General features: G+C 57.5%; 14 protein-coding genes. 9 read left to right on the forward strand and 5 right to left on the reverse strand.

What is annotated here, in order from left to right:
* Positions 1-45: 45 nt before the first annotated feature.
* Positions 46-1,962 carry an acid phosphatase gene (locus tag HWX89_RS23655; protein WP_138792757.1) on the reverse strand — a complete coding sequence of 639 codons (1,917 nt, stop codon included), beginning with the start codon at positions 1,960-1,962 and terminating at the stop codon, positions 46-48.
* Positions 1,963-2,215: 253 nt separating this feature from the next.
* Positions 2,216-3,496, reverse strand: coding sequence for an ABC transporter substrate-binding protein (locus HWX89_RS23660; protein WP_138792758.1), 1,281 nt, complete (start codon positions 3,494-3,496; stop codon positions 2,216-2,218).
* Positions 3,497-3,690: 194 nt separating this feature from the next.
* Between HWX89_RS23660 and HWX89_RS23665 the strand changes: the two genes are divergently transcribed.
* Genes HWX89_RS23665 through HWX89_RS23690 form a run of 6 tightly spaced genes read left to right on the forward strand, consistent with a single transcriptional unit; the run spans position 3,691 to position 11,831 of the window.
* Positions 3,691-6,213 (forward strand): hypothetical protein, encoded by a 2,523-nt coding sequence (locus HWX89_RS23665; protein WP_138792759.1) that lies wholly within the window; start codon positions 3,691-3,693, stop codon positions 6,211-6,213.
* Between the two features lie 13 nt (positions 6,214-6,226).
* Complete coding sequence (gene bglB, locus HWX89_RS23670) at positions 6,227-7,321, forward strand: beta-galactosidase BglB (protein WP_138792760.1); 1,095 nt, start codon at positions 6,227-6,229, stop codon at positions 7,319-7,321.
* Positions 7,318-8,667 (forward strand): polygalacturonase PglB, encoded by a 1,350-nt coding sequence (gene pglB / locus HWX89_RS23675; RefSeq protein ID WP_138792761.1) that lies wholly within the window; start codon positions 7,318-7,320, stop codon positions 8,665-8,667. Before bglB ends, pglB begins: the two co-directional genes overlap by 4 nt.
* Positions 8,667-9,773: an ABC transporter ATP-binding protein gene (locus tag HWX89_RS23680; RefSeq protein WP_138792762.1), complete on the forward strand. Its 1,107-nt coding sequence runs from the start codon at positions 8,667-8,669 to the stop codon at positions 9,771-9,773. Before pglB ends, HWX89_RS23680 begins: the two co-directional genes overlap by 1 nt.
* 1 nt (position 9,774) lies before the next feature.
* Positions 9,775-10,770: a carbohydrate ABC transporter permease gene (locus tag HWX89_RS23685; RefSeq protein ID WP_138792763.1), complete on the forward strand. Its 996-nt coding sequence runs from the start codon at positions 9,775-9,777 to the stop codon at positions 10,768-10,770.
* Between the two features lie 2 nt (positions 10,771-10,772).
* Positions 10,773-11,831, forward strand: coding sequence for a carbohydrate ABC transporter permease (locus HWX89_RS23690; RefSeq protein WP_138792764.1), 1,059 nt, complete (start codon positions 10,773-10,775; stop codon positions 11,829-11,831).
* A 10-nt stretch (positions 11,832-11,841) separates the two neighbouring features.
* On the opposite strand, the gene HWX89_RS23695 is transcribed toward HWX89_RS23690, so the two are convergent.
* Positions 11,842-12,888: a LacI family DNA-binding transcriptional regulator gene (locus tag HWX89_RS23695; protein WP_138792765.1), complete on the reverse strand. Its 1,047-nt coding sequence runs from the start codon at positions 12,886-12,888 to the stop codon at positions 11,842-11,844.
* 211 nt (positions 12,889-13,099) lie between these two features.
* Positions 13,100-14,119, reverse strand: a complete 1,020-nt coding sequence (locus HWX89_RS23700; protein ID WP_138792766.1) for a LacI family DNA-binding transcriptional regulator — start codon at positions 14,117-14,119, stop codon at positions 13,100-13,102.
* 242 nt (positions 14,120-14,361) lie between these two features.
* Here HWX89_RS23700 and HWX89_RS23705 point away from each other — a divergent pair, with 242 nt between their 5' ends.
* The 3 genes from HWX89_RS23705 (at position 14,362) to HWX89_RS23715 (ending at position 19,555) form a co-directional block, all read left to right on the forward strand.
* Positions 14,362-16,992, forward strand: a complete 2,631-nt coding sequence (locus HWX89_RS23705) for a membrane-bound PQQ-dependent dehydrogenase, glucose/quinate/shikimate family (protein ID WP_210271519.1) — start codon at positions 14,362-14,364, stop codon at positions 16,990-16,992.
* A gap of 228 nt (positions 16,993-17,220) precedes the next feature.
* The gene (locus HWX89_RS23710; RefSeq protein ID WP_138792767.1) at positions 17,221-18,396 is read left to right on the forward strand and encodes a S41 family peptidase; all 1,176 of its coding nucleotides are present in this window, start codon (positions 17,221-17,223) and stop codon (positions 18,394-18,396) included.
* Positions 18,397-18,700: 304 nt separating this feature from the next.
* Positions 18,701-19,555, forward strand: a complete 855-nt coding sequence (locus tag HWX89_RS23715) for an alpha/beta hydrolase (protein WP_138792768.1) — start codon at positions 18,701-18,703, stop codon at positions 19,553-19,555.
* 75 nt (positions 19,556-19,630) lie between these two features.
* On the opposite strand, the gene HWX89_RS23720 is transcribed toward HWX89_RS23715, so the two are convergent.
* Positions 19,631-21,787, reverse strand: a complete 2,157-nt coding sequence (locus tag HWX89_RS23720) for a TonB-dependent siderophore receptor (RefSeq protein WP_138792769.1) — start codon at positions 21,785-21,787, stop codon at positions 19,631-19,633.
* Between the last annotated feature and the right edge of the window lie 95 nt (positions 21,788-21,882).

Below are 21,882 nucleotides of genomic sequence, written 5' to 3' on the forward strand. Positions count from 1 at the left end.
ATTGCTGGGCGCGTCTTATTGAGGACGCGCCCTGCACGTTCATGGTTATTCGACAACGACAGACAGTGTCGAACCGGTGTAAACCGGGCGTAGCTTCACATCACCACTGTCGATCGATGCAAAGGTTCCGGCAAGACCGTCCGTTCTCAAAACCTCGAACCGGGTTCCGGCAGATGGCGCTGCACCATCAAACTTAAGGTGGAGGCTTCCACCGTCGATTTGCGCGTGGCCCTTGATCTCAACAGGGCCGTTAGAGAGATCAACAGCAAGCGTTCCGCTCGTGATGACAAGGCTGCCGGCACCAAGGGCATTGGCTGATGCTGCGACCAGCGTTCCCTCGTTCAGCACAGTTCCGCCGCTATAGCTGTTGTTGCCGCTCAGTGTGAGGGCGCCGCTTCCCGATTTGACGAGGCGCCCTGCCCCCGAAATGTCATTTGTCCAGCGATCTGCCGCGTTGAAGCCACCGGCAGCAGCATCCATGGTGACGTGGACGTCGCCGTCAAACGAACCGTAACCGGCAGCGGCAGCAACGAGATTGATGCGACCCCAGCCATTGCTGTCATCGAGCAATGGATAACCGGCCTCGATACCCGTCGAGAAAAGAACTGCCCGGCGCTGGGCAACGTCGAGATAGGGCAACCGCGTTTCAAGAAGAACCTCTGCGCCCTTCGGAACAACCATCGTCGTATTACCAACGCCTGCCTTACGGCTGAAGGAGAATGTCATCCGTTCGCGGTAATCGGCCTTGTTGGCCGTTTCATCTACGAAACGATCAAGGCTTGCGTCCTGGCTGTGGGCGAAGACCAGCAAAGATTGTCCCTCCGGCAGGCGCTTCTTGAAATAGGTCTGCAACTCGTCATAAGCCGCCTTCTTGGCGTCTGCATTTTTGGGGTCCTGCAGCATTGCGGCAGCCATGGCGGTTGCCGAGATCCTGCCACCGATGACATCGAGAGGCGAATGCATGCCAGCGACAACCCGGCTCTCACCCAGTTCGGAAGCCATCGTCAGCAACTCGGAAAACCGCTCCGGCACTGCATAGGCGTAGGCGATGGCAGCGAGATAAGCGGCATTGGTGTGACCGCTCGGAAAACCGCCGTCTTTCGGGCGTCCGCGATTTTCGCGGGCATATTTCAGTGCCGGGACAATCACGCCTGGATCATTCTCGTAAGCCTCGAACTTGCGGTCACCGATCGTCTCGGTCCCGGTCTCGTTGACCTCACCCTTGTCATTCATGCGCCAGGGACGTGGTGAGGAATAGAAATATTTGGCCGGCGAAGTGGTCCCTTCAGGGCCTCTCATCACCTTCATGAATGCAACGAAGTTCTTGAGTTCGGAATCAGGCGCGCCGGCTTCCGTACCCTTGTCGTCTTCCTTTCGTTCGATAACCTCGTTCGGATTGAAATCCGCAAGCGTGTGATTGATCGTTGTCGTCGCACCGGCACCCTCGCGATACCATTGAGCAAGTGGGCCCATGCCCTCGATCACGCTGTAACCCTGCGAACGGCGGTCATTCATATAGGCCGCAAAAGCTCTCTCGGGTGTTCTGTTCTTGCCGGTTACAGAGAGAACGTAACGCATGTTCTCTTCCCAGACTGCGGGATCGACGATCCTGACGTGACTGAAGTCGGTCGGGCCGTCGCCATTCGCACCACCATCAGCCCATTTTTCATCGCCCAGTGTCCAGATCCGGTTAAAGCCTGAGAGGATGTCGATGACCGGGTTATCCTTGTCATCATAGGCCCTGACATCCTTGCCCTCGGCGTTTTTGCCGGTCTGGTTGCGGTAGTTATCCGCGAAGGGCAACGGGTACTGGGTGGCCGGCTCCGGCACCAAAATCGAATAGCCCTGGCCTTGTGGTGCGCTATTATCGAATGCACCGGCACCTGCAACAGTGGTCAGGAGAGAGACGGTGGCAAGCAAGGTTAGCCGCAGGGGCGGAAAATACGAGTTCAGTCTGGCCATGATGTTGAATCCCATGATTTTTTAAGCGTTACGCAATCTACTAAGACAGCCGGAATCAATCTCCGGTTTGCAGCCGGGAGCTCTAGTTCGTCGAGATTGCAGTTTTGAGACAAAAGGACAGGAAGCGCTTGTGCACTTACATTCGCCCGGCGAGCCACCCCAAATGGGTTGCCCGGCGAGACCGCGAACAGTCCCGCCGTATGTGATCTAGAATTAAGACGGCACCGTAGCACCGCCTTAAGCCCCGAAGAGTTTATTTTTTGACGGCAACGGCTTCGTTGATCTTTGCCACGTCGTCTTCCAGAACCTTGTAGGTCTGGTCGAGCGTCAGCTCACCGACGATAAGCTGGCTCATGCGCTGCACGATCTGCTGGTAGACGGCAGTGCTACCCTTCGAATGTTCGAATTCGCGTGCGGCCTGGGGTACGTTCTTCTGATTGTCGAGGAAGACCTTCATCGCTGCCTTGGCATCTTCGCTCTTCAGCTTGTATTGCGGATCGGTGATTTCGGCGCCCGTCAGGACCACGTAGTTTTCAGCGATTTCACGCTGTACCTTTTCGGAGCCGAGGAACTCGATGAAGTGTGCCACGTCCTCAGGATATTTGGTGCGCTTGAAACCGACAACCGCTGTGCCACCCGACATGGTGTAGCAACCGGCCTCGCCGCAAGGCGCACTAAGGGCAGCCCACTCGAATGCATCGCCGATCTTGTTCTGGAAGGGGTTCACCATCCAGTTGCCGGCAAGATAGGTCACGACGTTTCCGTTGACGAATTCATCGCCCATGTTCTTGTACTGGGAACCGCCGGCAGCGCCCCACATCTCCTTGGGGAAGCTTCCGTTCTGCGTCCAGGAATAGACGTCGGCGATATATTTTTTCGTCGCATCGTCAGGGAAGCTGAACTTGCCATCCTTCACGTAGGATGCCCCATAGGAAAAGGCACCGCCGGAAAACCGGTGGCCGGAACGGTCCATGGTGAAGGGGATCTGTACGCCGGTTGCTTTTGCAACACGAGCTGACGCCTCGACGATCTCACTGAATTTGGCCGTTGGTCCAGGTACCGGCTCGCCGGCCTGCTCGAACAATGTCTTGTTGACGAATGGCAGATTGAAGGTCTGCGAGGCGATATAGCCATTGAGCGACTGCGGATCGTTGATGCCTTTCAGGCGAAGACGGTCGAGGCTCGTTCCATGCAGCTTTGCAAAACCTTCCGGGTCTTTCATGTAGGGCCGCATGTCGAGATAGAAAGGTGCGAGCTGCCAATCGGTGATCTTGGCAACGTCAGGTCCTTCGCCGACGGCCAATTGTACGGGCAACTGCTTGGAGACAGCGTCATAACCCGACGACACAAAATTCACTTTAACGTCCGGATTGGCCGCCTCGAACTCCTTGCTGAGTGCAGCCATCCGTTGCACATAGCCCTGATCGTCATCGGTGAATAGAAACGTGATCGTTCTGGTTTCCGCCTGCGCTGCAGACAAGCTCGCGAGCGTAACAAAAGCAAGGGCGCTGACGCCCGAAAACAACTTCAGCATGCACAACCTCCCAATGAAAACTTTTTCACAAATCGAACCGAAGCTCCTCTGATCAATTCGATTTCGGATGTTTTGCGACTTGACAGAACAAACGTCAAGCTGTTTCTTCCCAATAAATTCGACAGTTCGGACCGCAATCGCAAATTCCGCTCTGTGAAATTATTTTCATAATGATCGACGGGAGGCGATCCACTATGACTGATGAGCCCTTTGTGGCGACACGTTCGGCACCCACATATACAGTTGAAAAAGGTGACACCGTCACGGCCTGGGTGGTCTCGAAGCTGATCGAGACCGCATTTCCCGGGATTGCTGCGCCGGCCGAAGACCGCGTCAACTATCGTTTCATCAACGGCTTCGTCGATGTCGGTGACCTGCCCTGCCGCAAGGCCTTTCAAAGCACAATGATCGGCCGCAACATCGCGCCCGACGCAGACTGGGCCCATTCTCATCTCAACCTGCCGGGTTCGAACCGCCGCGTCGAGTTTACCGGCTTCTGGCATGTCCCGACCCATGTCCGCCGCTGGCTGAAGGGAACGTTTCGTACCGAAACGGCCCGTACCGTTGATCTGCGGCTTGCGACCTGCGGGGGCGTTCGGATCTGGGTCAACGGGGTCGAACAGGTTCGGTTTGAACCCTTCATCCGTAACGTCGAAAACAAATGCGATATCAGCCTTCGCCTTGAGGCTGGAGACAACGAGATCCTCCTTCATTGCGAGGATCTGGCCGAGCGCGACATCATCTGGTTCTTCGAACTGGAGGTCATCGACAACCATGCCCTGACGGTTGTGCTTCCTGTTGCTCTCGACAGGGACGAGACGAGCCGGCTTGCCGCTCTGGTGCGCGACATCAGGCCGGCGCTCGATGTCTTTGTCGACACGCCGCTCGAACTTGTCTTCGACGCAGCGACCGACAAGCCATTACCAATCCAAGTCGCCGTCACAAGTCATGGTCATGACCGCGCCGTTCTCGCCAGCATCGAAACCGTACTGACGCCCGGGCAGACCTCGCTCAAAATACCCCAGACTGTCGGCATTGCGGATGGCTATCATGGCGTGAAGGTCACGATCGGCTCGGGCACAGGGACTGTCACCCGGTCGATCGACGCTGCATTCATGAGCAATCTCGACCCGGTCGACGCAGGCGACGAGATCGAGGCGAGAAAGGCAGCAGCCCTCTCATTCAGCGCACGGTACGGCGCCTGGCGCATCGGACGGGCGCTTGCGATGGTCGCGACCGGTAGCGATGACAACGAGACGATCGACGGAATCATCGCATCGACGCTTCATTCGATCGACGCGCGAGAAGATTGCTCGGACTTTGTCCTTGTGCCGCTTCTATGGCTTGTGCGCGCCTATGGCGACCGGCTGCCGGTCGAGACCGTGGCAAGGATCAATCGGTCAATCGTCAATTACCGCTACTGGGTTGATGAACCCGGCAATGATGTCATGTGGTTCTGGAGCGAGAACCACGTGTTGTGCTTCCACACCAGCCAGTTGCTGGCAGGTGATTATTTGCCTGATGCCATATTCACCGCCTCCGGCCGCACCGGACGCCAGCAGGCTGCGCTTGCTTCCGAGCGCCTCGCCCGCTGGTTCGAAAGTGTGGAGGGGCATGGTCTCGCCGAATGGAATTCGGCCGCCTACTACCCGGTGGACTTCATCGGGCTGCTTGCCATCGAACATTGGGCTCATCCGGAGCTTGCCGCCCGTGCGCGCCATCAGCTTGATCTCATCTTCGAGATGATCGCGCTCCACACCTTGAATGGCGTCCCCTCGGGATCTCAGGGCCGCGCCTACGACAAAGAGTTGCGCGCCGGTCCTCTCACCGAGCTTGCGCCTTTTGCCCAGGTCGCATTCGGCAAGGGCTGGCTGAATGGTGGCGTTGCATCGCTTCCGATGTTTTGCTGCGGCGGCTATCTGCCACCTGCAAGGCTGACCTCTCTCGCTGCACTTGATGAAAACCGAGTGATTGAGGCGAGGTACGCGCAGGGTCTCGAGGCCGGCAAACTTGTGCTCTTCAAGAACGAGGCGGCACAGCTCTCAACCGTGGTGGACCACAAGACCGGGCGTAAGGGCCACCAGCAGCACGTGATGGACATCAAGCTTGCCGGCCACCCGATGGCGCGGCTCTGGGTCAACCATCCCGGCGAAGACGATCCCTGGGGAACACAGCGCCCATCCTACTGGGCCGGAAGCGGCATTCTGCCCCGCGTTGCCCAACACCGTGATCTGGCAATGCTGATTTTCGATACGGCCGATCATCGTAACGACTGGACACACGCCTATCTCGGGCGCGACGGACTGGATGAGACAATCCAGGACGGCAACTGGCTGATTACCCGTGCTGGCCGCGGCTTTGCCGCTCTTTATGCAAGCAATGGCCTTGAAGCGATCATGACTGGCGCGACCGCCGGACGCGAAGTTCGCTCCCATGGGAAACGATGCGGCTGGATCGGCACTATCGGATGCGGCGATCAAGAGGATTTCTCGCGCTTCCGCGCCAGGGTGCTTGCAACGGAGGTGGCCTTTGATCCCGACCGTCGCGTGTTGACGGCGACCCCGCCCGGCAGCCCTCAAATCAGTCTTTCATGGGACGGCGTATTCACCATTGGCGAAAAGGCAATGGCTTTTAATCACGAGCAACCCCAGCCCGAACTGACGCTCGACAGCAACAAGACCGCTGCGAGCAATGCCCACCAGCTTTTCTATTCATGAGCGGACACACCAGATGAACCAGACACAGACGAATAACGACGCCCTTAAGACCACGATAGACAAGGTCGCGGTCGCCTTCAGTCGCCTCAAGGGTATTCAGGAGGGCTTGGTCAACGGCAGTGCCGACGGCAAGATCCAGTTCGATGAGTGGGACTGGGAGGTCGGCGTCGGCCTTTACGGCTTCCTGCGCCGGGCATTGGCAGCTAACGACCGCAAGGCCATCGATGACCTCGTCACATGGTATAGCTGGCAGATCGAGCGCGGTATTCCGCCACGCCAGATCAACAGCTCCGCACCGATGCTGCCCCTCGTCATCCTGACCGAACATGTCGACCGGCCGGATTTCCGCGCGCTCGTCGAAGACTGGGCAGACTGGCTGGTCCACAAATTGCCGAAGACCGAAGACGGTGGATTTCAGCATGTCGTCAAAGAGCGCCTGAATGACGGCGAACTGTGGGATGACACGCTCTTTATGGCATGCCTGTTCCTCGCTCGCGCCGGCGTTGTCTGCAAGCGGCAGGACTGGATCGACGAGGCCGTCTACCAGTTCGTCATTCACGCCCGTTATCTGTCCGATCCTGTCACGGGCCTCTGGTACCACGGCTGGACCTTCAATGGCCGTCACAACTTTGCAAACGCCTTCTGGGCACGTGGCAATTCCTGGATCACGGTCGCCATCCCGGAACTTTTCGAACTCGTGCCTTCACTCGCAGAGAAGGACAAGCGGTTCCTGGCAAATGTTCTGGCCAGCCAGGTGAAATCCTTGCGCCGGTTTCAGCGCGAGGACGGCATGTTCCACACGCTCCTCGATGACCCGACGTCACCGGTCGAAACCTCGGCAACGGCCGGCATCGCCTATGGCATCCTGCGCGGTATCGAGGCCGGCATCCTCAGCAATGACAATCGCCCCCTTGCAGACGATGCTTTGAAGGCAGTGCTTGGCAATATCGATGCCGATGGCGTCGTCCACGGTGTCTCCGATGGGACTCCGATGGGACATGACCTCGATTTTTACCGCCGCATTCCAAATCTGCCGACACCCTACGGACAGGCTTTGACGATGCTCCTCCTGATCGACGTCTCCCTTGAAGAGGACAAGGCAGCATGACCAGGCTGGCCTTCGACATCTTAGCGACCGGCAGCGAGGCTACCGAAGACATCCAGACGGCGATCGATAACGTTAGCAACGCTGGCGGCGGACGCGTCACACTCAAAGCTGGACGCCACATCACCTCTGGCCTGACATTGAAGAGTGGTGTCGAGTTGCATCTTGAAGAAGGAGCGGTTCTCGCCCCCCTTCCCGATTATGAGGCTTATCGATCAACCTCCGTATCCGTGATTGCCGAAAGCTCTGACCGCGGCATGATCGTTGCAAAGAACGCGCACGATATCGCCATCACTGGCCCAGGCGCCATTGAGGCCGGCAGCGAGCATTTCATTATCGGCGATGATCAGGCCATGGGAACCTGGATCCCGGCGGCCCTTCGCCCGCGTGTCGTGGTTTTCGAGGGATGCAGCAATGTGCGCCTTGAAAACCTCGATGTGGCGGGATCGCCGATGTGGTCGCTCCACATGATCGATTGTGAAGACATTCTCTTCAAAAATGTCACTGTTACCAATGATCGCCGCCTGCCCAACACCGATGGCATCGTACTTGATGCATGCCGTCGGGCGCTGATTGAGGATTGCAGGATATTCACTGCAGACGACGGCGTGGTGCTGAAGACCAGCGCCGGGCCTGATGGAGAGGCTGTCGGGCGCTGCGAAGACATCATCGTTCGCCGATGCGATGTTTCCAGCATGAGCTGCGCGCTGAAGCTCGGCACCGAATCCTTCGGTGATTTCGCCAATATCACCTTTGAAGATTGCAGGGTTACGCAATCCAACCGGGCGCTTGGCCTGTTCTCGCGCGATGGCGGTGCACTCAGCAATATCCGGTTTGCGCGCATTGATGTGGACTGCCAGGAAACGCCGGGCGGTTTCTGGGGATCAGGGGAAGCCTTAACGGTCACTGTTGTCGATCGCAGGCTGGAGCGACCGGCAGGACGGGTCGAAAATCTGACCGTCGAGGATCTGACCGGCCGCATGGAAGGTGCGATTAATCTGGTCTCCGTTTCTGAGGCTGGTATCCACAACGTCAAGCTTGAGCGGGTTCGCCTCTCCCAGGAAAAGGGCAAGCTTGGAACGGGTACGCAATACGACATTCGCCCCACCAATGCCGATCTCGCCCCAAGCCCAGAGGCGGCAGGACGGGCTAACGCCTGGACATGCGACGAGGACGGCAAGATCGTCGGGCTCGAAGACTACCCTGGCGGAATGCCAGGTATTTATCTCGAAGGCGTGCACGGCTTTTCCGCTGAGAGCGTCGACATCACAAGAACAATGCCCTTGCCAGAGGGCTGGAATGCAAAAGAGCTCGTCGAAGCGGCGAACTCGCCTGAAGGGAGCAGGTAATGGGAAGTCTTAAACTTGCAAACCTCAACAAGGCATTTGGTGCCGTACATGTTCTGCATGACATCGATCTCGACATCAACGACGGGGAGTTCGTTGTGTTCGTCGGCCCGTCGGGCTGCGGAAAATCGACGCTTCTGCGCATCATTGCCGGCCTTGAGGACATTTCATCGGGCAATATTTCGATCAGCGACCGTGATGTGAGCGCGCTTTCACCAGCCGAGCGCAAGATCGCCATGGTCTTCCAATCCTATGCGCTTTACCCGCATATGAGTGTCCGCAAAAACCTTGCCTTCGGCCTCGAAAATCTTCGTTTCAAACGCGCCGAAATCGAAAGCCGGATCAACGAAGCAGCCCGCATGCTGGCAATCGAGCCCTATCTCGACCGCAAGCCGCGTCAGCTCTCCGGGGGCCAGCGCCAGCGCGTTGCGATCGGCCGCGCCATTGTGCGAGAACCGGATATCTTCCTGTTCGATGAACCGCTTTCCAACCTCGATGCGGCGTTGCGCGTCCAGACACGTGCCGAAATCACCAGGCTGCATCGCGACATCAAAACGACGATGATCTACGTTACCCACGACCAGGTCGAAGCCATGACAATGGCAGACAAGATCGTGGTGCTGCGTGCCGGACGCGTCGAACAAGTCGGCAGCCCGCTCGAACTTTTCGACAATCCACGCAATCTTTTTGTGGCCGGCTTCCTCGGATCGCCGCGCATGAACATCATCAAGGGACGCGTGGTGACATCAAGCGATGGCACGATAGCAATCGATGCGGGTTATGGCGCACCGTTGCCTTGCCTTGTCGACCCTTCCGCCGTGACGGTTGGTCAGGAGGTTATGGCCGGTATCAGGCCATCGCATTTTGCCATTTCACAGGATGGCGGCCTGCCGTTCGAGGTCCAGTACTACGAGAGCCTCGGGACAGAAACCTATATCTACGGTAACCTTCAAGGCCAGAAGGATCCGATCATCATCCATCAGGCAGGCCATTTCGCCCCCGTATCCGGTTCAATCCTGAAGATTGCCCCGGCGCGCGAACGCGTCCATGTCTTCGATCCGGTCACGGAGCTGGCCTTGCCGCGCCTTGCCGACCAGGGGAGAGGTTAGGATGGTTGCTCCCAATATATCAGGAATTGCCGATCGGGCCCTCGAAGCGGCAATGGCGCTGATCGAGCGCCCGCTCAACGTTCTGGAACGAGTGATCGGCAGAAAGCGCATGCCGTACCTCTTCCTGATGCCTAACCTCGTCCTTTTTGGCATCTTCACATTCCTGCCAATCGCAATCGCCGTCGGTTATGCCTTTACAGGCGGCACCGAACTTCTGATCTCGGATCGTCCCTTCGTCGGTCTCGACAATTTCAGCAAATTGCTGGATTGCACGAGCTACATGGACCCGGGAAGCTGCCGTGAATCGCTCTTCTGGACGGCGATCTGGAACACGCTGTGGTTTGTTGCCTTCAATGTCATCGCGACCCTTTTCGTTGCCCTGGTCACAGCGCTGATCCTCAACCGGGCGATTGCCGCGCGCGGTTTCTTCCGGGCCATGTTCTTCTACCCCGTTTTGCTTTCGCCTGTAGTCATCGGCCTGATCTGGAAGTGGTTCCTCGATCGTAACGGGCTGCTCAATGCGTTCTTCCAGATGCTCGGTGTTCCCCCTGAGATTTTCCTTCTGGACGTCGGCTGGTCGCGCTTCTTTGTCGTCGTTGTATCTGTCTGGTTCCATATGGGCTTTTACACACTGATCCTGCTGGCTGGCCTTCAGGCCATTCCAAAGGATCTTTATGAAGCGGCCGCGATTGACGCTGCCTCGCCGCGACACACTCTGTTTCGGATCACGTTGCCGCTGCTCGGGCCCAACCTTCTTGTCGTGCTGATCCTTCTCATGATCCGCTCGGTACAGATCTTCGATGAGGCCTGGGTGCTGACCAATGGCGGCGGGCCCGGTACCGCCAACACCTTTGTCGTTCAATATATCTACCAGATGGCATTCGGCAGCGATCTGAGGCTGTTTGGCCTTGCCTCCGCCGCGTCCGTGCTGATGGGCCTTGTGCTCCTCGTCCTGACACTCGTGCAGCTACGCCTCGGTAAGAAAATGGAGTCCTGATCATGTCCGGCAATCTCAATGCAATCGGGTTCCTCACCAGAACCCGCCGCCCGGGACGGGTCGGTCTGACCGACATCCTCTCCTGGGTTTGGCTGATCGGCGGGACGTTGGCCGTCCTCGTCCCCGTGGTGTGGGCCGCCATGTCCTCGATGAAACCGGAAGCGGAAATCACCCGTTTTCCGCCAAGCCTTCTGCCGCGCACTGCAGTTCAGGTGGAGGTTCAGGGTTATGACAAACCGTTGAGCCTCTGGAACGTCACCATCAATGGTGAAGCGCGTGAAATGGCGATGGTCCGCCGCATCGGCATCAAGGCTCAGATGGTCGATCCGAATACGCCCGGTGAGCCTGTCAGCGTCGACACCCGCGAAATTTCGCCCGTTCAGCGCCTGACCATTGCAACCGAAAACTTCACCGACCCCCTCACGCAGTTCAGCTTTCTAACCTTTCTCAAAAACTCCGTCTTCGTCACGACAGTGGCAACGATCCTCACCCTGATCGTCAACGCCATGGCAGCCTTCGCGCTTTCGAAATACAAGTTCCGTGGCGACAAGGCGATTTTCGTGCTGATCATCTCGACCCTGATGATCCCGCTCACCGTCGTCATGGTCCCGGCTTATCTGGTGGTTGTCGGTGTTGGTCTCGTGGACAATCTCTGGGGCGTCATCATTCCGACCGTCGCCACGCCGACAGGCGTTTTCCTGCTACGACAATATATGCTGACTATTCCAGATGAGTTGATCGAGGCGGCCCGCGTCGATGCCGCCAGTGAATTCAGGATTTTCTGGCGTATCATCTTGCCTTTGACCGCACCGGCACTTGCAGTGCTTGCGATCTTCTCGGTTCTATGGCGCTGGAACGACTTTCTCTGGCCGTTGATCGTGCTTTCCAGCCGCGAGAACTTCACGTTGCAGGTAGGCCTCAATTCGTTCCAGGGCGAGTTTTCGGTACAATGGCACTATATTCTCGCCATGACCTTCCTCAGCCTTGCGCCTGTTACGCTCGTGTTCCTGTTCCTGCAGCGTTACATCACCACCGGTATTGCCGGCACGGGAATGAAATAAGAGCGTAAGGCTATTTCGGGGGCGGCGCGATGCTGCCCCTGAGAATGAGACGACAGCCCAGTTCCAGCCTGTGTGCCGGGCGTGACGGATCGGCAGCCACAAGTCGTTGCTCGAGCAGGGAAAGGGCAGCACCTCCGAGCCTGTCGGCCGGCAGCTGTATGGTGCTCAAAGGCGGCGCGCTGAAAGTCGCCGGCATGATGTCATCAAAACCCAGGACGGAAACGTCCTCGGGGACCCGAAGCCCCGCTTCCGTCAGGGCCTTGAGACAGCCGAGTGCCAGATTGTCTGCCGCACAGAAGATCGCCGTCGCATTGCGCAACGGCGGATTTTCCTGAAGGAGGGCCTGAATTGTCCGTTCACCGCATTCAGGCTCGTAGCTTTCTGCCTCGACAATCATATCCGCGGGGACGGGTAGACCTGCAGCAAAGAACGCGTCGCTATAACCATCGTAGCGGCGGCGGATTGTTGTGCGGCCTTTCCAGGTGATGTGCAGAACCTTGCGATGTCCGAGAGACAGAAGGTGCTCGATACCGAGCCTGGCGCCAAAACGGTTTTCAGCCGTCACCGTATCGACGACCATGGCCGGGTCCTCGCCATTGATGAGGACGACGGGCTTGTGCAATGCAGCCAGTGCCTGGACGAGTTCCTGACGGTCGTCGTTCAAGACGACGATACCATCGACATTTGAGGCCGCAGCAACCTCTCCCACCTCGGCGGGATCGAGCCGGTTGCTCGCACTGACGAAGGGCACGATGCGAATTCCACGCCTTTCGCATTCACGCCGAAAACCATTCAGCATGGTCCAGCTTACCATGTTGAGATCGCTTTGGGGCGCTGCGTCATTGGTCATTGCCAAGAGCACGACACGCAAAGTCGCAATGGTTGCTTTCTGTCGCCGGTTTTCGAGATAACCGAGAGAGCGGGCCGCCTCAAGGACGCGCTCGCGAACCTCGACTGTCAGCGGTGCTGTTCCGTTGATGGCATGGGACGCCGTGCTCAGCGAAACATTCGCCTCACGCGCCACATCCTTGAGTGTCGGTTTCCTGTCGACTCTCATGCGGCAGAGCCGGTCAACCACTGGTCTGCGGATGGCGCGGGCGGCATGCAACTCAACTCCCTGCAGAAGGCTTCTGAAACATCCGACGTCTGTATCGGAATATTTCCAAGACTATAACATCGCCTGCAAAAGCGGAATCGATTTCTGTGCTTTGCTCGCCTTTGTGTACACTCATCACGAGGTGACTATATTGACCGGCTTGTTTGCCCTTTCAGGAATCGAAGTCCTGAAGATTGGCCGCGCAGAACAGCCGCAATTCAGGCCTCTTGACTGTCGAGAACTTCGAGCCGGCGACGCCGAGTTGGGAGAGGATGTGCCGCATAGCCCATCTTGCCTGCCGGTCCGGGTCCTGGTCGAGCACGAAATCCAGCAAGCCCTCGCGCATCAACTGGTCATGAGCAGCGTTCCTTTCGTGCCCGATCCAGATCGGCCTGTTTTCCATCCCGCGTAAAAGGGTAGCGATCTCATCGCCTGAATCGCCGGTTTCATAAATCGCGTCGGGCACGCGGTCTTGCGCCAGCATCTCGTTGACGATCCTCCATGACGCGCCTGGCATTTCATGGGTCATTACGATGTCGATGGAAAAGCGCTGTCCGATTGTCGTGGTGAAGCCTTCTATCCTGTCGCGATGCGATTGCAGCGTCGAGTTTGCCTGAAGGATGAGCACCTTGCTTTTCCGTCCGCTCCTCGCAAAATTGATGAGTGAGGCCGCTGTTCGCCCGGCGGCGACGTTATCGACACCACTGAACGTTTGCACCGGAAGTTCAGGCAACTTCGATGACACGAGGACGACGATTTCGCCCTGTCTGGCGACCGAAGCGAGTGTGCCGGCAATCTCATCGTTTACCTCAGCGGCAACGATCAAGGCACTTCGCCTCATCTTGGAGGCTGCAATCGCCCGTATCATTGCCGGTGGATCATTTTCGGGAACGAAGGTTCTGTAAAGAGCGATACCGCGCGGCAGAAGTTTTGCTGCATTTTTCAAGCCGGCTGAAAGCTTTGCCCAATAAGGCGTTGGATTTTTGGGCAAAATTGCCTCAATCCGCAAGTTCCCATAGTCGGGGCTAGGCAAGACGCGCCTGAGCTGCAAACGCTCGGCCGCCTCCAGGACCTTCATGCGGGTCTGTGGTGAAACACTTCCGCGCTCGTTGAGAACACGCTCCACGGTCGTAACACTGACGCCGGCCTGATCTGCGACATCACGAAAACCGGGTGTTTTGAGTGGGCTCATAGAAAATCTTCCCCAAGATCATCCTCCCTCCCAACTGCAATTTAACTCCACCCCACCGTGACTGACAAAGGAAGTATCGCTTGATGTCAACGCTTCCTTTGACGTGAATCCGTCCAGGTCACCCGTGGTGACGACTTGTCGCATCCGACACGCCGATATTATAGAAAGGCCTTCCTCCCAAGGAAACCTTTACCACGTTGAAAACGCGACAATTATTCCGTCTCTCCCACGGAGTTTTTGGCGTGCGCGTGGCCATTGGCAAACAGGCTGGCCGCTCTTTCATTATGACACGCGGCCATCAATCCGGAGTGGGTTTCGATGCGCAAGTGGCTTTTGACGATTGCCTGGCACTGGGTTGCTGTCACCCACCAGGAGCCCGCCTCGACACCCTGCCTCCACTGTCGGAACGCTTTCTGACGTTCCTGTCGATCAACTGGAATTTTAACATGACCAATGTTTTAACCTGGATACTTCGTATCCTTGGAGCAGTCGTTGCGCTGCTCGGTCTCGGCCTAGCCGCAGGCGGCCTCAAGCTCATCTCGCTGAGTGGCTCGTGGTTTTATCTTTTTGCCGGCGTCGTGATGATTGCCATCGGCTATTTTGCTGTGCGGCGCCATTCCGCCACAGTCTGGACGGCGCTTGGCCTCTTCGCAGTCAGTCTCATCTGGGCGCTCTGGGAAGTCGGATTTGACTTCTGGCAGCTCGTCCCGCGTACCGTCACCTTTCTGGTGATTGCACTTGGCGCTGCGCTGATATCGCCCTTCCTGCTTCGGAAATCCGGTGCGCCCGCCCTATCTGGCAAAGTCGCAGCCGGCATTTCGGTCGTGCTTGCTGCTGCATTCGTAGCAACGATTGCCGGCATGTTCCGGCCGCACCCAACTGTGGTTGCCGCAAACGGCAACCCTGCCCCTGTCGTTGATGCTGATGCCGGCAAGGACAGCGGCGACGATTGGCCAGCCTGGGGGCGCAACACCGGCGGCAATCGTTTTGCCCAGTTCGATCAGATCAACAAGTCGAACGTCAAAAACCTTGAGGTGGCATGGACCTACCGGACCGGCGACCTCGCGGTCGATGGCAAGGAGTATCAGGTTACGCCGCTAAAGGTCGATGACACGGTCTACCTTTGCACACCCTCGAATATCGTGATCGCAATTGAGGCCACCTCCGGCAAGGAGCGCTGGAGGTTCGATCCTCAGGCGAAGATTTCCGAGAGCACCAAGGGCTGGCGTCGTTGCCGCGGTGTCGGTTATGCCGATCTCACCAAGTTGACCGCGCCGGCGACAGATAACGATGGCTCGAACGATACCGCGACTGAGGCTGCTCTTCCTGACGTTTGCCGCAAACGCATCCTGACCTCGACAACCGACGCGCGCCTGCTCGCAATCGATGCCGAAACCGGCAAACTTTGCGATGGCTTCGGCGTCAATGGCGCGGTCGATCTCAGCATTGGCCTCACACCCGATCCTGTCGGCGGCCAGCAGGGCTCCTATAACGTCACCTCCGCCCCCCTTGTGGCCGATGGTGTCGTCATGGTTGGCGGCCGCCTCAACGACAACCTCACGGTTGGCGAACCCTCAGGTGTTGTTCGTGGCTTCGATGTCCGCACCGGCGAGATCCTCTGGGCCTGGGATGCGGCACGCGGTGCAACAGACAGCACGCCCTTGCCGGCCGGACAGACCTACGCGCCCGAAACCCCGAATTTCTGGGGCACGGCGGCATATGACCCGCAACTTGGTCTCGCCTTCTTCCCGACAGGCAACCAGACACCGGACTTCTGGACCGGAAACCGCCACCCCTATTCCGATGAATACAACGATGCGATCGTTGCGGTTGATATGAAGACCGGCAAGGAACGCTGGCATTTCCGCACCGCCAATATCGATCAGTTCGATTATGACGTATCCGCGCAACCGATCCTGTTCGATCTTCCGAAGGCCGATGGGACAAAAACGCCTGTCATCATCCAGTTGACGAAACGAGGTCAGATCTTCGTTCTTGATCGTCGGACAGGTGAGCCAGTTGTGCCAGTCGAACAACGGCCGGTATCCACGGATTCCATGGCTGGCATGAATGTCGCGCCGACGCAGCCCGTTTCGGCGATCTCCGTGGGTGCCGACAAGCTTGGCGAACGCGACATGTGGGGCGCGACGATCTTCGATCAGCTCTATTGCCGCATTGAGTTCATGGACATGCGTTGGGAGGGCGAGTTCACGCCACTTTCCGATAAAAAGCGCACCCTGATCTACCCGGGCTATTATGGTGGTTTCAACTGGGGTGGGGGCGCGATCGATGCCTCGACGGGCACGCTTATCGTCAATGATATCCGCATGGCGCAGTGGGGCCGGTTTATCAAGCAGGACGAAGCCAAACGGATCGGTCTAAAGCCCTCCACCGAAGGTGAATACTCCGAACAGCTCGGGACACCCTGGGGCGTAGAGCGTTCGATGTTCGTCTCCCCACTCGGTATTCCCTGCTTCAAACCACCTTTCGGCTCGATGACAGCCATCGATCTCGCCACCGGCAAGACGAAATGGCAGGTGCCGATGGGTTCGATCCAGGACGCACCGGTTCGCGGCGTCGTTCCAGGCGTCGTCATCCCACTGGGCATGCCCACCATGGGTGGCCCGCTGGTGACAAAGGGCGGGCTGACGTTCTTCCACGGCACGCTCGACTACTACACCCGCGCACTCGACAGCGACACGGGTGAGGAACTGTGGCGTGGACGCCTGCCTGTTGGTGGCCAGGGCGCTCCGATGAGCTACGTCGGCAAGGATGGCAAGCAGTACATCGTGGTCGTAGCCGGTGGTGCAACCCGCACCGGCACGAACGACAATCGCGGTGACTACGTGATCGCCTATTCACTGCCGAACTAAAGTCACACAAGGACTATGCCGGCCTGTCACACGCAGGCCGGCATATACCGAGGTCCCAATTATGCCGCACCGAGCCTTGCACCGGTGTCCCTGACGAGGCGAATGGCAAAAGGTACCGGCTGAGAATGAAGCTTTAAAACGCGGCCGCTCACATCCTGCGCGGCGATTTCGGGCAATCAGCCCATATTGGAGGTTGCGTCATCCACGAATACACGTTTTCATACTTCGATGATCGAAGACCTACAGCAAATAGTGAAAACGGTCCTGCCGGTTGACCCCAGCTTCCGATCGATTGGACGCGAGGAACTGGATCGTCACATCAACGAGGCCCGTGAGAGAGCGCTCGCGAACTCGAAGGATGATTTCCTGCTTTCGCTGATGCGCCTTCTCGCACTTCCGGCGAACGGGCATACACGACTGATCCCAAACGATGCCATTTCGGTTCTCCCCCTGCGGTTCGTGGCAATCGGCACCGCTACACGCCTGCTCGATGCCACGTCAGAGTATTCAGAAGCGATAGGGGGCGAGTTGATATCCATCAATGGCGTTCCCGCAGGCGAGATCGAACGATCTGCAGAGACATATCTGGCGGGGACACCGCAACGAAAACGCGTTATCGGCGCCATCCTTTTCGCCTGGCCAGGCGCATTGCAGCGCCTGGGCGTTTCTTCGGGTAGCGACAAAATCACGTACAAGATACGCGACATTGCCGGACGGATGAGCGAGCTGTCTCTCGACGCCGCAAATCTGGTTCGTACATCCACATTCTACCCGCGAAATGAGCATGGGAAAGCCGAGGCAACCTGGCTGCCCAGGCCCTATTGCAGGGTCAAAGACTTTGGCCAACCCGGGATGCTCATGATCCTCCCGAGTTTTTTCGATCCCGGAGAAACTGAACTTTCGGGTGCGATGGCCGAGGCGGCAGAACGCGTCAGTTCGCGCCCAGGCAGCCCCCTGCTCATTGACATTCGCGGAAATACCGGCGGCGACTTTCTTCGCACCATGCCTTTGATCGACGCGATCTCGCGCGGGTCTGAAGATCGCCGGGTCGGTTTGCTTGTCGACAAATTCACCTTCTCCGCCGCGGTCGTCTTTGCCGCTATCTTGAAGGACCGTCTGGGAGAGCGTCTCGTGCTTATCGGGGAAGAGATGGGGGACGGGCTGACATTCTTTGCAGAAGGTGGAACAATCGACCTGCCTTCAAGTGGAGCGGTCGTTCGATATTCTACAGCCTTTCATGATTGGGCGAGTGGTCGCATTGACGAGACGACTCCGGCCGACATCGCTCAACGAATTGTCTCTATCGGAGACCTAAAACTGGACCATCCCTGGGTCGCGAATTCGGATGATACTGAAACGCTCGAGCGGTTCTGCCTGAAGGTTTTCGACGGTCTGAACACCTGAACGGCCGCTTGATCCAGCATTGCTTCCGCCCGTCCCCCGGCATTATTTGCGTCATTCCGACATCGGCATAACGCACAGAGTCGGTACACGGTCTGGATGCGCGAAGAGTAACAGGGAGGTGACACCAAAGGGCGTTTCAGACGCTTTGCCTCGCTCTCAATCCGCAGTGTAAAACTGCTAACTTCGATAAACAGAAAGATATCATAACCCACTGATCTCTGATAGGTTTTGGCCAAAACCGGCTCGGTCGGACTTTGTCTGCCTGGGCCAGTCTAGGACACCAGATCGGACGAAGATTAGCGCGATGATGCAAGACATGGGCGAATGGCAACCGGTTCAGCTTCCGGCTGCACGAACCTTCGAAATCCGCTCGCGGCGCACCGGTGAAACCTATCGCGTGCTTGTGCGCCTTCCATCCGAGCCACCTCCCCCATCCGGCTATCCCACTTTGTGGATGCTTGACGGCGACGCAAGCTTCCCGCTCATCTTCAGCCAACCGGCGCACGGCCTGTTTCCCAAAACGTCAGCCGGCGACAGGCGCGGTCTTACAGTTGCAATCGGCTTTCCCGGAGGCGCGCCCTTCGACGCCCCGGCAAGATCGCGCAATTACACGCCGAAACCTGATCAAGAGACGGGCGATCTTGTCTCGAGCGGATTTGGTGGCGCCGATGATTTCCTGCATTTCCTTACAGAAGAGCTCAGACCTGCCCTTTGCGAGCACTATCCGCTGGATCCAGCGCGGCACACGCTGTTCGGATTTTCCTACGGTGGGCTGTTCACCGTCCATACGCTGCTCCACTGTCCATTCTATTTCCAGCGTTATTGGGCAGCCAGTCCATCGCTCTGGTTCAGCGATGCGATGATGATGCGCCGTTTAAGGCAAGATGCAGGATCGTTGACAGCAGAGCGCGTGGTTCTCACTGTAGGCAAGGACGAGCAATATGCGACACATGCCTTGCCGGCGGGAAGGCAGGATCACCTGTCCAAACGGGCCATGGTCGACAATATTTCTGAGGCTGCCGAGCTGATCCGCAAGGCCAACCCCGCCTTGAAAGTTGAGCTTACCGTTGCTGCCGATCACGACCATTTCGACATGCTCTTGCACGGCGTCAGGCGCGTAAAGGCGATGGCATTCGGCGAAAGCGAGATCGACGGATAAAGTTTGGATATTGAAAGCAAACGACCCGAAACCTTGGTTCCGGGTCGCTTTATTTCAGCTTCGCTTCTGATGAAATCAGAAGGTCGTACCGATCTTGAAGACGAAGCTGCGCGGTTCACCGTAGAAGTTGAACACCGAGGTACCGCCGACACGTTCGTAATAGGTCTTGTTGAAGACGTTATTGACCGTCAAGCTCGCCGTGACATGGTCGTTGAACTTGTATCCGGCCTGCAGATCAACCACGCCATAGCCCGGAGCATTGATGGTGGTTGCGCCGCCTGCAGCAGTTCGCGACACGTTTTTGAATGACGAGAAGAGCTTCACACCACCGCCAACAAAGAAACCATCTGTCCAGTTACCCGTGCCTTCAAATGTGTATTTGGTGAAGAGCTGTACCATGTGCTCAGGTGTGTAATATTCGGAACCTGCTGCGCGTGTCGTGTTCTTGTATTCTGTATCCGTATAGGTGTAACCGGCCATCGCTTCCCAATTCGGAAGGATTTCGCCATTGACCTCGAATTCGATGCCGCGCATGTGCGCTTTACCGAGGGCGAGGTAATAGTTGGTATTGTTCGGATCGGTGACGGCACGGTTTTCATCCGTCAGATCGAACCAGGCAAGCGAAGCATTCAGACCATCGGTCAGTTCTGCCTTCAGGCCGACTTCATACTGTTCGCCGGTACGGGGATCGATGATCGCACCGGACGCGTCGACTGCCGACTGTGGCTGGAAGATCTGGGTATAGCTCGCATAGGCCGACAGACGGTCGGTCAGATCGTAGACAATACCGGCATAAGGTGTGAACTCGCCGTTGACCTTGACCTCGCTGCTACCAGACTGCGCGTCATACCAGCTAAAGCGACCGCCACCGATCAAAGTCAGCCTGTCGATTGGCTTGATACGCCATTGGCCGTAAATGCCGTACTGATCGCTCTCGGTTTCCGTCGCGCTGCCGAACGTGACTGTCGGCTTGGCCAGATGGGTGTTCCAGTTATAAAGGTTTTGAGCGCCGGCAATCACGCCTGTCGCTGATCGCAGGCTGTCATCGCTGCCGCGATAGTCAACACCGGCAATGATGTTGTTTTCCAGACCAAAGACTTCGAATGGGCGGCTGATGTGGGCGTCGAGCGAAACCGAATCCTGCTCATAATCGCGTGCCAGCCAGCGCGTGCCGGTGCTGACGACGCCAGATGCGTTTGCTGCACCGGCCGCATAGGCATAAAGGAAATCGACATCGACGTGCGAATAAAGGGCTGAAACCTTTGCATGGCCGCCATCTTCAAAGCGGTGTTCGATTTCAGCGATGTACTGCGTGACGTTGTTTTCGAAGGTGTTCCAATCCGCTCCGGTGTAGGTCGAGCGCGGCAAATCGAGCAGTGTGCCGTTCGCCAGTGTCGGCAATCCGTTAAACGGCGAGATGTCACGTTGCGTATGATTGATACTGAGCGTTGCTGTCGTATTTTCCGTCAGATCGGCCTGGATCGTGCCGTAGAGGACACCAACCTTGTTATCGACGCCATCGACAAAGCTGTCCTTGCCCGAGAGCACGCCGACGAGGCGACCGCGGACACGGCCGGACTTCGTCAGGGGTCCGGTGATGTCACCTTCGACGCGTTTGCCGTCCCATGAGCTCATGATCGTATTGATGCTTGCCTTGTACTCGTCCGACGCCTGTTTCAGACGCATATTGACGGCACCGGCCGGTTCGCCTGCACCACCAAACAGACCCGAGGGGCCACGCAGGATCTCGATGTGATCAACAACCGCCATGTCAGGCTGCGTGCCATAGATCGAAGAAACCGGTGTCGACAGGCCGTTCATGTAGAGCGTGTCAAATTCGAAACCACGCGAATAGAGGCTGGAACGGCCGTCATCGTTGGTCAGAACGACGACGCCGGGCGTCTTGCGCATGACAGTATCGAGCGAAGAGAAGTTTCCATCATCCAGGCGCTCACGGGTGAGGACCGTTGTTGATTGCGGAACCTCGCGCAGGGTGCGGGTATCCTTGTCGCCGACGCTGATCTGTTTGGTCGTATAGCTGTTCGTGCCTTCAGTCTCGTATGTCGCACCCTCGAGCACAATCGGCGCAAGTTCGGTGGTGTCGCTCTGGCTGCTCGTGGCATCCTGCGCACTCGCACCTGCTGCCATTCCCGTTAGCACGGTGGTTGCCATGAGAATGTGTGCCAGCCGCTTCATGGTTGGCCGTTGCACGCTGATCTTAGTTCCGTTCATTTCATACCCCTGGACGACTGGCTATTTCCACACGATTGTCGCGCCTGGAGCGCCAAAGAGTACCGGACGTCCCCCGTCGCGGCTATTCTTGAGTG

Source organism: Rhizobium sp. RM (genome assembly GCF_013390595.1).
Lineage (GTDB): Bacteria > Pseudomonadota > Alphaproteobacteria > Rhizobiales > Rhizobiaceae > Agrobacterium.